This is a genomic window from Thiothrix lacustris DSM 21227 (genome assembly GCF_000621325.1).
GTDB lineage: Bacteria > Pseudomonadota > Gammaproteobacteria > Thiotrichales > Thiotrichaceae > Thiothrix > Thiothrix lacustris.
Genome location: NZ_JHYQ01000015.1, coordinates 1 through 13040 on the forward strand (window position 1 = coordinate 1; position 13040 = coordinate 13040).

The 13040-nt window shown below is 50.0% G+C and carries 13 protein-coding genes; 3 read left to right on the forward strand and 10 right to left on the reverse strand.

All coding sequences use genetic code 11. The annotated features are described in order from the left end of the window. Window positions 1-82 (reverse strand): transposase (locus tag Q394_RS23065; RefSeq protein ID WP_211248793.1); only part of this gene is annotated, 82 nt, incomplete at its 3' end. A gap of 183 nt (window positions 83-265) precedes the next feature. Between Q394_RS23065 and Q394_RS0108000 the strand changes: the two genes are divergently transcribed. Continuing rightward, window positions 266-643: a YchJ family protein gene (locus Q394_RS0108000; RefSeq protein WP_028488819.1), complete on the forward strand. Its 378-nt coding sequence runs from the start codon at window positions 266-268 to the stop codon at window positions 641-643. On the opposite strand, the gene Q394_RS0108005 is transcribed toward Q394_RS0108000, so the two are convergent. After that, window positions 640-2313 (reverse strand): glutamine--tRNA ligase/YqeY domain fusion protein, encoded by a 1674-nt coding sequence (locus Q394_RS0108005; RefSeq protein WP_028488820.1) that lies wholly within the window; start codon window positions 2311-2313, stop codon window positions 640-642. The two genes, Q394_RS0108000 and Q394_RS0108005, sit on opposite strands and share 4 nt — an antisense overlap. Before the next feature lie 93 nt (window positions 2314-2406). After that, on the reverse strand, window positions 2407-4860 hold the full coding sequence (gene hsdR, locus Q394_RS0108010; protein WP_028488821.1) for an EcoAI/FtnUII family type I restriction enzme subunit R: 2454 nt from the start codon (window positions 4858-4860) through the stop codon (window positions 2407-2409). 155 nt (window positions 4861-5015) lie between these two features. On the opposite strand from hsdR, the gene Q394_RS0108015 reads away from it, so the two are divergent. Next, window positions 5016-5285 (forward strand): UPF0175 family protein, encoded by a 270-nt coding sequence (locus tag Q394_RS0108015; RefSeq protein ID WP_028488822.1) that lies wholly within the window; start codon window positions 5016-5018, stop codon window positions 5283-5285. 103 nt (window positions 5286-5388) lie between these two features. On the opposite strand, the gene Q394_RS22695 is transcribed toward Q394_RS0108015, so the two are convergent. The 7 genes from Q394_RS22695 to Q394_RS0108050 form a co-directional block, all read right to left on the reverse strand. Next, window positions 5389-6471, reverse strand: coding sequence for a restriction endonuclease subunit S (locus Q394_RS22695; RefSeq protein WP_211248790.1), 1083 nt, complete (start codon window positions 6469-6471; stop codon window positions 5389-5391). Then, entirely contained in the window at window positions 6464-7123 is a 660-nt protein-coding gene (locus tag Q394_RS19585) for a PDDEXK nuclease domain-containing protein (protein WP_051543111.1), read from the reverse strand. Before Q394_RS19585 ends, Q394_RS22695 begins: the two co-directional genes overlap by 8 nt. Then, window positions 7120-8586 (reverse strand): class I SAM-dependent DNA methyltransferase, encoded by a 1467-nt coding sequence (locus tag Q394_RS0108030; RefSeq protein ID WP_028488823.1) that lies wholly within the window; start codon window positions 8584-8586, stop codon window positions 7120-7122. Before Q394_RS0108030 ends, Q394_RS19585 begins: the two co-directional genes overlap by 4 nt. Window positions 8587-8694: 108 nt before the next feature. Further along, window positions 8695-9669, reverse strand: a complete 975-nt coding sequence (locus Q394_RS0108035; protein WP_028488824.1) for an SLAC1 anion channel family protein — start codon at window positions 9667-9669, stop codon at window positions 8695-8697. A 1-nt stretch (window position 9670) separates the two neighbouring features. Then, complete coding sequence (locus tag Q394_RS0108040) at window positions 9671-10066, reverse strand: DUF6858 family protein (protein ID WP_028488825.1); 396 nt, start codon at window positions 10064-10066, stop codon at window positions 9671-9673. A gap of 156 nt (window positions 10067-10222) precedes the next feature. Next, window positions 10223-10870: a peroxiredoxin gene (locus Q394_RS0108045; RefSeq protein ID WP_028488826.1), complete on the reverse strand. Its 648-nt coding sequence runs from the start codon at window positions 10868-10870 to the stop codon at window positions 10223-10225. Window positions 10871-11032: 162 nt separating this feature from the next. Further along, the gene (locus tag Q394_RS0108050) at window positions 11033-12265 is read right to left on the reverse strand and encodes a TsoY family (seleno)protein (RefSeq protein WP_028488827.1); all 1233 of its coding nucleotides are present in this window, start codon (window positions 12263-12265) and stop codon (window positions 11033-11035) included. Between the two features lie 204 nt (window positions 12266-12469). Here Q394_RS0108050 and Q394_RS0108055 point away from each other — a divergent pair, with 204 nt between their 5' ends. Then, a complete protein-coding gene (locus tag Q394_RS0108055) occupies window positions 12470-12937 on the forward strand; it encodes a hypothetical protein (RefSeq protein WP_028488828.1) in 468 nt (155 codons plus the stop codon). Window positions 12938-13040: the final 103 nt, after the last annotated feature.

The window sequence follows — 13040 nt, forward strand, 5'->3', positions numbered from 1 at the left end:
ATGACAGTACCCTGCGGCGATACTTAGTACACCATACAACGTGGTACTTACAGTCGAAAGCGATGTTACCATTTGTTTCCATGTGCAATATTATACAGGCTTAAGCTATCTAGTGCGGCACGTATTTTGTTTTTAGCATAAGACGCTTATATCCCCATGCCTAAAGGCAGGGGCATTACGCGAATTTTGGTAATGAGGTAACGTTGCCATGATGGTGAAGGGCGTATTGTGGCATACGCAACGCTGACAATAAACAGGAGTGACGATGAATAACTGCCCTTGTGGTTTGGAAAAAACCTATAACCAGTGCTGCCGTCAGTACCATGACGGTAAGGCAGCGCCCACGGCGGAAGCATTGATGCGTTCGCGTTACAGTGCTTACGTGCTGCGTAATGGTGTGTACTTGCATCGCAGTTGGCACAGCAGCACGCGCCCCAATAAAAAGGGCTTGATGACTGTGCCGCCGCTGGAATGGTTGGGGCTGGAAATCGTGCGTGCGGAGCAGGGCGGGGAACAAGATACGGCAGGTATCGTCGAATTCATCGCCCGTTACCGGGAAGGAGAACAAACCGGCGAGTTGCATGAAACCAGCCGGTTTGTGAAGGAAGGTGGGAAGTGGTTTTATGTGGATGGGGAGTATTAAGCCCCAGCCTTCTCCCAAGTATCCTTCAACCCAATCACCCGGTTAAACACCGGCTTCTCGGCGGTGGAGTACTTGGAATCCAACACAAAATACCCTTCACGCTCAAACTGATAACGGTCTTCCAACGTCGCTTGCGCTAACCCAATCTCGCCCTTGCAGCCGCTGAGGATTGCCAGACTGCCGGGGTTGATGGAATCGAGGAAGTTCTTGCCGCCCGCATCCGGTGCTGGGTCGTTGAACAGGCGGTCATACAAGCGTACTTCGCAGTCCACATTGTCACGCGCTGATACCCAATGGATCACGCCTTTCGGTTTCACGCCATCTTCCGGGTTGTTACCGACCGTGCCTTCGATCACGCGGGCGCGAATTTCGATGATCTTGCCGTCAGTGTCCTTAATGGCTTCGTCGGCTTCGATCACGTAGCTGTTCCGCAGGCGTACCCGTTTGCCCAAGACCAGTCGCTTGAATTGCTTGTTGGCTTCTTCGAGGAAGTCGTCCTGATCAATGAAAACTTCGCGGCAGAACGGCATTTCACGCGTGCCCATCTCTTCATGCTGCGGGTGTACCGGCGCGGTCATGGTTTCCACTTGGTCTTCCGGGTAATTGGTCAGGGTGACTTTGAGCGGACGCAATACGCACATGGCACGCGGCGAAATCTCATTCAGGTCTTCGCGGATGGCGAATTCCAGCATTCCCACATCGACCACGCCTTCGACCTTGGTCACGCCTGCCATTTCGCAGAAGTCGTTGATGGCTTTGGGGGTGTAACCCCGGCGGCGCATCCCCGACACGGTGGGCATACGTGGGTCATTCCAGCCGTCGACGTGCTTTTCATCCACTAACTGCTTGAGCTTACGCTTGCTGGTGATGGTGTAATTAACGTTGAGGCGCGAAAATTCGTACTGGTGCGGTTGCGCCGGGACAGGCAGGTTATTGATAAACCAGTCGTACAGCGGGCGATGTACTTCAAATTCCAGCGTACACACCGAGTGTGTAATACCTTCCAGCGCGTCGCCTTGCCCGTGTGCGTAGTCGTAGGACGGGTAAATGCACCATTTGTCGCCGGTCTGGTGGTGGGTAGCGCGTTTGATGCGGTAAATCACCGGGTCACGCAAGTTGATATTGGGCGATGCCATGTCGATTTTGACACGCAAGGTACGGCTGCCATCGGCAAATTCCCCGGCACGCATCCGCGCAAACAGATCAAGGTTTTCCTCAATGGAACGGGTGCGGAACGGGCTATCTTTGCCCGCTTCGGTCAGGTTGCCCCGGTATGTGCGCATCTCTTCAGCGTTCAGGTCACACACAAACGCCTTGCCCGCTTCGATCAGGTGCACCGCCCACTCATACAACTGCTCGAAATAATCGGAGGCGTAATGCACCTCGCCATCCCATTGGTAGCCCAGCCATTGCACGTCAGCCTTGATGGACTCGACGTATTCCTCGTCTTCCTTTTCCGGGTTGGTGTCATCCATCCGCAGGTTGCACTTGCCGCCGAATTTCTGTGCCAGACCGAAGTTCAGCCAGATGGATTTAGCATGGCCAATGTGCAAATAGCCATTCGGCTCGGGGGGGAACCGCGTCCGAATGGCGGGGGTTTTGCCGCTATCGAGGTCTTCTTTGACGATACGCTCGATAAAATTAAGGGGTTTGCTGGTTTCTTCGCTCATGGGGGTAATTCTTGTCAATTATTGCAATGCAGGAATTAGACTATTAAGCACCGCTGATGTCCAGTGCGGTGCTTACCCATTTGCGTGATGTGATTAGTTAAGTGGCGTATACAAACGTTGCTGGAGTTCCACAAACAGTCTTTTTACATCCGCCGCTTTGCCTAATTCTGTTGGCATGTCACGGATACCTTGATACTTCAGGTCGATGAAGGTTTTGAGCTTGGGCGTGGCTAGTTCCGTGACACCGCTATCCACATAATGCTGCAAGATGAACTCGATGAATTCACGCTGTTTGTAGTTGTAGCCTTGGTAAATCCGGGATTTGTGGGCGGCAACGCGCTCCTCACGGGTTTTGGTGGGGAATGCAAACGCGATGTGTGCTAATACGTCAAACAAATCACTGCCCTCGGCATTCACCGCGCGGCTGATGACTTCTAATTGTGCCGTTGCGTAACCTTTTGCCTGTAAGCCATCCAGCAAGCCTTGGCGGGTTTCCGGCTGGCTCCACAAGGTGCGCAATTCCTCTTCATCTTTGAAAAATTCCGGCAGTGCGGTGTAAAACTGTTGCAGGTAATCCTGCACGCTCATGGGCTTGCCGTCTTCGCCCAAGAACTCGGTGGAAATCAGGTTTTGGATGTTGTCGGCTTTGCCTGCGGCTAGTTTTATTTTGGCGCGTTTGGGTGGTTGCAGGCAATTGCACGGTGTTTCGCCGCACACTTCACATAGCTGCGCTTCGCACACACACGGCGATTGCTCGCACTGTTTGCACGGTTTCGGTGGGCACACACACGGGCGTTGTTGGCAATTGGAGCAAGGTTCTGCCTCGCAGATACACACCCGTTCATTGCAGACCTTACACACCTCCGGCTCACCGTCCCACTCTGGGTCTTTAAAGTGTTCGTAGGCTTTCACGAAGTCGTAGAGGGTGAAGTAGTCTTTGAAATCGAATAGGCGCGTGCCACGCCCGACAATCTGTTTGAATTCGATCATGCTGGTGACGGGACGCATCAAGATGATATTGCGCACATTCCGCGCATCCACGCCCGTAGAGAGTTTGCGGGAAGTGGTCAAAATCGTGGGGATGCTCTTTTCATTATCCTGAAACGCACTCAGCAAGCGTTCGCCTTCTTTGCCATCATCCGCCGCGACGCGCACGCAGTAATTCGGTTGGGTGCTGCGCTTCATCTGGTTGATGAGGTTGCGCACCGCTAAGGCATGTTGTTGGGTGGCGCAAAACACCAAGGTTTTTTCGCTTTGGTCGATCAGGTTCATGAAGGTTTTGACCCGGTGGCGTTCGCGGTCTTCGACTTCAACCAGTTGATTCATTTCGGCTTCGGTGTAGGTTCTGCCCTCTTCCACTTCACCTTCCAGCACTTCGTCGTCGGTTGCATGGGTGTATTCGTCGAGGGTGCTGACAATGCGCTTGATCCGAAACGGGGTCAGGAAGCCGTCATTAATGCCTTCCTTGAGCGAGTAGGTGTACACCGCTTCACCAAAGTATTTATAGGTATCAACATTGCCGTCGTGCTTGGGGGTGGCAGTCAGGCCGATTTGTACCGCTGCGTTGAAATAATCCATGATCCCGCGCCAACTGCCTTCGTCGTTCGCGCCGCCACGGTGGCATTCGTCGATGATGATCAGGTCGAAAAAGTCGGGTGGGTAATCACCAAAGCTGGGGGTCGGGTTGCCGTCTGCATCCTTGGTGTCGGTCATGAAGGTTTGGAAAATGGTGAAAAACAGGTTGCCGTTTTTGGGTACGGCTTTCTTTTTGCGGATGACATTCGGCGCAATCCGCACCATCGCATCTTCGGGGAAGGCTGAAAAGGCGTTGTAGGCTTGATTGGCGAGGATATTGCGATCCGCCAGAAACAGGATGCGCGGCTGGCGGTCAACGCTGGCATCACCGCGCCATGCTTTGACGTTCCAGCGGCTGTGGAACAATTTCCACGCAATCTGGAAGGCTATCGCGGTTTTGCCTGTGCCGGTTGCTAGGGTTAGCAGAATGCGGTCTTTGCCGCTAATGATGGCTTCTAATGTGGCTTCAATAGCGTTGTGTTGGTAGTAACGCGGTTGCCACGAGCCGCTTTTGTCTTCAAACGGGATCGTGCTGAAACGGTCGCGCCAATCGTTCGGCTGGGCAAAAGTGGCGTGCCATAGCTCTTCTGGGGTTGGGTAGCGGTCGACGTAGGTTTCTTGCGCGGTGAGCATGTCGATGCGGTAAATCTGTTTACCGTTAGTGGCGTAGGCAAAGCGAATTTTCAACAGTGCGGCGTAATCTTTGGCTTGTTGCACGCCTTCGGTGGGGTGAAGGCGTACTCGTTTGGCTTCGATGACGGCTAGTTTGTGAGTTTTGTACATCAGCACGAAATCGGGTTTTCGGACAGTGGCGCGTTGTCCGCCACCGAGTAATTTACCGATGGTGATGTATTGTTCGCGGTCAATGATCGAGCGGTGGGTACGTCGTTCGCCCCATTGCGATTCCCGCAGGTGTTCCTCGATGAGTTCGGCGCGGGTATTGGCTTCGTTGAGGTCGAGTTGTGGAGTCATTGGTTAGCCCTGTTTTTGCGGCAATATCGCGCAAGATGGCTTGAATAGTAGCATTATCAGCGGTTTTTATCCTAGTGCGTGGGAATGATTTGTATTGAAAATCCTAACATCCTGTTTCAGACTCAGGATATTAATCCGTAGTAGGAGAAGCTGCGATGCAATGCGTCAGTATTGAGCAACTCAAAGAACAACTTATAGGCATTCCTAACCTTGAGGGGATGAGATTGGCGGTCGGCGTTGCGCTGTTTCGGGATAAAGTACTGTCGATTTCAGCAGCGGCAACCGTGACGGGTAAGCCTTTGGGTGAAATGCTGACGTTGGTTTCTCAGATGGGCATTCCGGTGGTGGATTATTCCGAAGAAGAGGCTGAGGCAGAAGCTTATTTTGCAGAAAACTGGATCAGTGAACGGCAACTTCGGCGATGAAGACCCTCACCCCCCAGCCCCCTCTCCCAGAGGTAGAGGGGGAGTAAGAGGTTGTTTTTCTTAGCCCCTCTACCTTTGGGAGAGGGGTTGGGGTGAGGGTTCTTTAGGCCGTCAACTCACCCGTAAACGCTTTCTGCAATAACGCCTGCTTCAACTCTGCCAACGCCGCCAACTTCCGCCGATAAACATCCTCAAGCTCTTCGATATTACTGGATAAGTCTTCAATTCCCTTAACAACGGCATTAATACAATTTTTCGGTGGAAACGGTATGCAAATCCCATTTAAGGCTTTCTGATTTAGTTTTGGTTGCGCCATACCACTTACATAAGGCTCTAGTGATATTGAATTAAGATAATATTCTGTGATCTTCTGATTATCAATATCAGAAAACTTAAGGACATGTGCATGATTATTAACCCATGCCTTGCCAGAGATTGAAAATGCAATAGGATATGTGCGAGCTAAAAGATTCGCTCCATCTTCAGAAACAAGCAAAAGATTATCCTCAAAAATATAATCATTCACATAGTCAACAATGCCTGATGCTCCATAATAAGGAGTGTCACCGCTTTTTCTATCGGATTTGGTTATTGGAATGCGCTTGCTATCTAAGTTATCGCAAGCGTGTTCAATTTTCTTATCTATCCATCCCTCACCCTTGCGCGTAAACACTTCATTCAAATAGCTATCGAACAACTCGCGGGCGTTGGCAAGATTCTTTTCAGCGTTGGCAACCGCTTGGCTGGTGTTGGCAAAGGCTTCATCGAGAATGGCGACAATGCGGGTTTGTTCTTCTTTTGACTCTGGAATTGCGACTATTTCATCGTGAACATGATTTCTGTTGAGTGTTGGAACGCCTGCGCCAGTGGCATATTTATTTAAATCGAACCTCTTTAGTAAGTAATAAACAAAGCGTTCATCATTCCCATGAAAATCTTTTACATACAAAACCGTATTAAGTGGCCAGTAGTTTTCCTCAATAAAAAACACATTGCCAATGCTTCCACTTCGTCCGGTTGCTACACCCGGAGCATTAACCTTGAAATCAACGATGCGATCTATTTCACCGCTTGAGCTAATTAGTGGAAATTCCCCATCAGTTCTTGAATGCTTTGGTAAATCAAAACCACGCTGTAAGGTACATACTTCACCTAAAGGTTTGTTCACCCATCCAGATTTAAGCATCGTCGTTGCTCCCGTTTAGCATCATCCGTTGGCGGGCGTGTTCGATAGAGCGGTGGAGTTTTTCTTCGAGCACTTCTTTTGGGGGTAATAGGGTCAGGTAGTCAGCAACGCGGATATTGCTTTTATCGAGTTGCAGCAGTTCTACGTGTTCGTGGTTCTTACTCGTGCAAAGGATCAAACCGATGGGTGCGTTTTCACTTTCAAGCTGTTCGTGTTTTTCGAGGTGTTGGAGGTAAAGTGCCATCTCTTCTGTGTGTGCGGTTTCAAATTCACCCATTTTTAGTGCAACCACCACCAAACAATTCAAGCCGCGATGAAAAAATAATAGGTCAATGTAGTAATCACGCTCGTCGATAGTAATAGGCTTTTTCCGCCCCATGAACGCGAAATCACCGCCAAACGCCATGAGTGTTTTTTGTAGTTCTGACAATAACGCCGACTCAAAATCTGGATCAGAATAACCATCAACCAGCCCTAAAAACGTTAACAAATAGGGATCACCAAGCTCTACATCCGTCACATCGGCTGGCAAAAAGCCACTTTCACGCATGGTTTGATTTAATTCCACGGTGATGTTCTGTCTAGTTTGATCAATCAGTTGGCAAATGTCTTTAAAGGTAGCCAACGTATCAGGAGATAAATTCTCGGTCATAGTAACCCCCGAATCACATCCAAAATCGCCTTACTCTCCGCATCCAACCCCGCAATCTCGTCAAGAATAGCCTGCGGATCACGCAACGCCGCCGCTTCCTGCTTATTGGGATTCTTCACGGAAAGGTCGAAGTTGTCTTTGTCGACATCGGCAATCTTCACCGACCACGATTTTTCCGAGTCAGCAAACGTGCTTTGCAGTGCGATAAATTCTTTCAGGTCGTTGTCGTTGAGCGGGTTGGTTTTGCCCATATTACGACCGGGATCAAGCTGGTAATACCAAACCTTCTGCGTCGGTTCGCCCTTCGTAAAAAACAGCACCACCGTTTTCACACCCGCGCCAATGAACGTCCCGCTAGGGCAATCCAGCACGGTATGCAGGTTGCAATTTTCCAGCAATTCCTGCCGCAACGCTTTGGAAGCGTTATCCGAATTCGACAGGAAGGTGTTCTTAATCACCACCGCCGCCCGCCCTTTGGCTTTGAGGTATTTGATGAAATGTTGCAGGAACAAAAACGCGGTTTCGCCGGTTTTGATCGGGAAGTTCTGCTGGATTTCCGGGCGTTCCTTACCCCCAAATGGCGGATTGGCAAGGATCACCTCATAGCGGTCTTTTTCCTGCACATCGGCGAGATTTTCCGCCAGCGTATTGGTGTGGATAATGTTCGGTGCATCCACCCCGTGCAAAATCAGGTTCATAATCGCAATCACATACGCGAGGCTCTTCTTTTCCTTGCCGTACAGTGTTTTGGTTTCCAATTGCTGCAATTGGGCGGTGGTCAGCTTGGCGCTGTTGCCATCCGCGTCATAACGCAAATAGTTGAACGCCTCGCACAAAAAACCCGCCGACCCACACGCGCCGTCATACACACGCTCGCTAATGCACGGCTTCACCACCTGAATCATCGCCCGAATCAGCGGACGCGGGGTGTAATATTCGCCGCCATTGCGCCCCGCATTGCCCATGTTTTTGATTTTGGATTCATACAACGCGGAAAGTTCGTGCTTTTCAGCCTGCGAACCAAAGGTGAGTTGATCCACCAACTCCAGCGCATCCCGCAAGGAATAGCCGCTGGCAAACTTGTTCTTGATCTCGCTGAAAATCTCGCCGATCTTGTACTCAATCGTCTCCGGTGACGACGCGGATTCTTTAAAACCCTGCAAATACGGAAACAGCTTGTTATCCACGAAGCGGATTAAATCCGTCCCTGTCTTGGCATTATCGCGGTCAGGTTTGCCGTCTTTTTTCGGTGCTGCCCAGACTGACCAGCGGAACTCGTGATCAATGATGTATTCGTAGGTGTCATCGACCAGAATGGCTTCCTGCTCGTATTCCTGTTCCAAATCATCGAGGTATTTTAAAAACAGAATCCACGACGATTGTTCGGTGTAATCCAGTTCAGAGGAGCAACCCGCCTCTTTCCACAATACGTCGTCGAGATTTTTAAAGGTTTGTTCAAACATGCGCGGGGCTTTGTCAGCAGTAGGGGCGGCTATTTTCGCAGTAACGTCGCGGAATAGCCACCTACTCGGCTAGATAAGGAGTGTCACTTATGGTGTCTACGTTGTGGCTCAATGCCCCGGCTTGCAGATGTCGTGGCGCAGCACCGCCCGTAAGGTCAGCGTCACCAGCAGGATAACCAACCCCGTTAGCAATACCAGCAAACCACTGGCAATCCACAGATACGTCACTGCTTGCGATTGCTCATACATCACAAAGCTCGCAATGGTGATGGCTGCCAAAGGGAACGAATACGCCCACCACGGCAGGCCAAACGTCAATTTGGCAAAGCGCCCGAACTGGCTGAACAACAGCATCGTCAGGAATAACCCAAAGAAATACAGCACCCGCGCAAACGCATCCAGCTCATTTTCCAGCCGCATATAAGCGATAAAGCCGACGGCAGGGGGCGCAATCAAAATAAACAGGCTCGGCAGCAAAAACGTATCAATCGCCTGATGGAAGATCATGCGGTTAAACACCAGCGTCATCAGAATCAGCCAAAAGAACATGCCAATGCTGAAGAAAAACCACGATACATCGACATAACCCAAGGTCACGCCAGTGATCGGCACGACCACATTACCAACCGCCGGGATGAACCACGCCGGGTTAATGTGTTGAATCTGGAAATGGGCATGGTGCATCCATTTATTCACCACATACAGCGTAAAAACCAGATGCAACAGCGCCCCGGCTGCCCACACCGGCAAGACAAAACTGACGTTCAACCCCTGCAAGGCGGTCGCAAGCAGCAGCAAACTGATTGAAATCGTCGGGAAAAAGCTGAGTTTGACTGGGTGTGACAATTCCTGAGTAACGCTTTGCGGGTGACGCACAACCTTGCCAAGGTAAAGCAACAACAACAGACCAAAGACGCTGGCAGTGAATGTCACCAGCCACACATTAATGCCTAAATCCACGTTGAACACATGCTGGGCTTTTTCCCACGCAATGGTTAAACCAGACAAGCCCATGATGACTGAAAAGAACGAGACGGGGAAAAAAGCCAGACGGCTTTGCGGTTGTGCCAGTGTGTTTTCCATCTTAGACGGCAACCAGCCCTTTGACCCAGGCTTCCATCGCTTCGTTAGCGTGCGGCATGGGCGTTTCCAAAAAGCTGATCACGAATTTGTCAGCCATTTCTGCGACACCGATGGAACGCGGGCGGATAGCCAGCATTTGTGGGGTTGGCAGTTTCTGACCGAAGCAGAAGACCACATCACGGGCATCCAGAATCTCAGGGTTGATTTCACCCTTGTCACCCAGTGCTTTGGTGTGGGCGTAATGGTCGAACAGCGCGATACGTTGAGCAATCGGGTGCGCATCAATCTTGGCGAGGAAGTAGTCCAGAATGGCATCCATCGTCTTGTGGGCAATTTCGTCTTTACCGATTTCCAAAGTGTAGATCGGGTATTTTTCCATTAGCATGGTCTGTTTCATAGGTATTTCCTAAAGATTCATAACGTAAGGTAAAAGTATAAAGACTGTCGGAGGGTAAAGCATTGAGAAATAACAAAGTAAAGTAGTCAAGTATTAAAAAAGCCCGCTTTGGGTAAGCGGGCTTGAGTAAGATGAGTTCAATGTCTCAAGTATAAATTACAAGCTCTTCTTGCAGAAGTACCAGTCAGTGCATTCGTAGCCTTCGTTCATGCGAGCTTCGGCAGCGTCCACATCCTGTGGTGGCGGAACGATAACCTTGTCACCTGGCTGCCAGCCTTCTGGTGTGGCAATCTTATGTTCATCAGAGGTTTGCAAGGCAGCGACCAGCCGCAAAAACTCATCAATGGAACGGCCATTGGTCATCGGGTAGTACACCATTGCCCGCATGATGCCATTCGGGTCGATGATAAAAGTCGCACGTACTGCTGAAGTATCCCCAGCACCGGGGTGGATCATGCCGTAAGCGCGGGCAACGTTCATGCTCAGGTCTTCAATGATCGGGAAGTTGATCTCAACGCCGAATTTTTCCTTGATGTTGCGCACCCATGCGACGTGGCTGTAATAGCTGTCGATGGAAAGACCCAACAGTTCGCAGTTCAGCTTCTGGAAATCCGCATGGCGCTTAGCGAATGCAGTGAATTCAGTGGTACATACCGGGGTGAAATCCGCCGGATGCGAGAACAGTACTAACCACTTGCCTTTGTAGTCATTCAGATTTTTGACACCGTGCGTGGTGCGGGCTTCAAAAGCTGGCGCAGGTTCGTTGATACGTGGCATTGAAGGTGTTGTGTTTGTCGTTTCCATGTCTTGTTTCCTTGTTAGTCCAAATGTTTCAGGTGAAGAATATCCAGTGGCGATGCTCTGGGTTTCAGGCATTTCACTGTTGTTGATAAGCATATTATTAAATACTGATGTTTTTGTAAAATGGAATAATTGAATCGATACGATCTATTTTTTGTTTTAATGTCAGCCGTTTTCTGGCCGACTGGAAACGTCAGGGTAGGCTTGAGCCGTCTTTTCCCGTGTCAACAACTTGCTGTTGAGGTTGAACATTGTTATCAAGGTCTGGATCTGTAACACGACCAGCGGAACCAGCAGGAAGAAGTAGGCCAGCGAGTTTTTTGCCAGTAAGCCAGTGCCCACCAAGCCAATGTGAATGAAGAAGAAGCCCAGCACATAACCCGCTACTCCGGGGCAAATCAGGGCAAAAGAACCAACACTTTTCTCCTTGCCGAACACATAAGCGCTGAAATAGCCCATTTTATTCATCACCACGTAGCCCAGCAGGGCAAACAGTATTTGTACGCTGATCAGGACACTGAGCAAGCCAAGACTCTGAATGGGTTCAATATGCAGGCCAAAATTGTGGTGCATGGCCATCGACAGACGGTAAAGCGCGATTCCGCTGACACTGATGATGGGGATAATGACCCACAGCGTCACCGAAGATTCACGATCAATCCCGTATTCCAACATCGCCCGGAAACCCAGGATCAGTTTGGTGGCTGCCAACAGCCCCGCCGTACTGATGAACAGCAGTGACAGCATGAAGCCAATCCCGGAAGTCAGCGGAACGGTACTCATCGCGGCGGATGCCGAAAAGCCAACGCCCACCATACCAAAGGCAAAGATCGCTAGCATCTGGCTCAGGTTATTGTTGCTGGAACAATCAAAATGGCCTGTCACCAACACCCGGCTCATGAAGTCGATAAAAATGCGGGCGGCGTACCAGCCCACGATACCAAACGCGAGGATGGCGAGCGGGAACAGGTATTCCACGACAGACCACAGCCCCGGTACAAACAGTGCCCCGACGATGAAGCCGACGTTGATGGTCATGGCCAGCGTCAAGGGAATCGCCATCAATTGCACTTCCGCATTACTGCTCATCAATTTGCGAAAGGCTTCCGTGCGCTTGAAGTACTGGTATTCACGGATGTTCCACACCAGCAGGCGCACATGCAGCAGCGCAAGCAGGATGACACCCAACATGGATATGACTACCAATGTCTGCATCACAGGGTTGTTGCCCTGAAGGATGGCTTGCAGGGTTTCCCATGTCGGTAGCGGCAAACCCTCGTGCGGGGTCATGAACATCAGGTACATGAAGAAGGTAATGACTGCACCACCTGCCCCTAATGCGGATAGAAAATAGAGAGGGGAATACTCTTCCCCTAATTTACTGCGTAATTTGAACATGTCTATGTTCTCCAGTCACAAAATCAAAGATGTGGGAATAATAATTTTTTCCAATCGACGTTGTTTTGTAAAATCGCAAAACTACCCATGAATAGGCAACAAAAGCGTGAATTTTTAAAAAATATCAAAGCAATACAGTCGGATAAGCCCCATGCTTGCTGCTTATCCACTGTTAATGTTAATCCTTAGATTTTAGAGGTTTTTATGTTGAAGAAATTATTATTAGTGGCACTGCTGTGCCTTGGCATGAATAGCGGCGTGTTCGCGGCAGAATTGCAGGTGGGTGATAGTCTGCCCACGATTACGCTGAAAGATCAGCACGATAAAGCGGTCACGGTCGCCGCCGATGTGCAGACCTTGTTATTTACGATTGAAAAGCCTGCGTCTGATTTGGTGAATACTTACCTGCTTAAACAGGACAAGGCTTTTCTCGACACTAAAAAAGCCTATTTCCTGGCTGACATCAGCGGGATGCCGAGCATGATCACCCAAATGTTTGCCATTCCCAAAATGCAGGAACGTCCTTACAGTATTTTGCTGGCGCATGACGCTCTGGACACGGCCTTCATGCCGCGCCAGAAGGATCACGTTACCTTACTGAAAGTGAAAGCAGGCAAGGTCGAGAAAATTCTGTTCGTTAATGATGAAGCCACGTTGGCACAGAACTTTTGAGTGTTTAATGAAGCTGGCTATGGTGATGATCGTCATTTTTCTCAGACAACCATGATTTATTTGACTTAAGTCAGGTTAATTAGATGCCGTGTTTGAAGTTGAT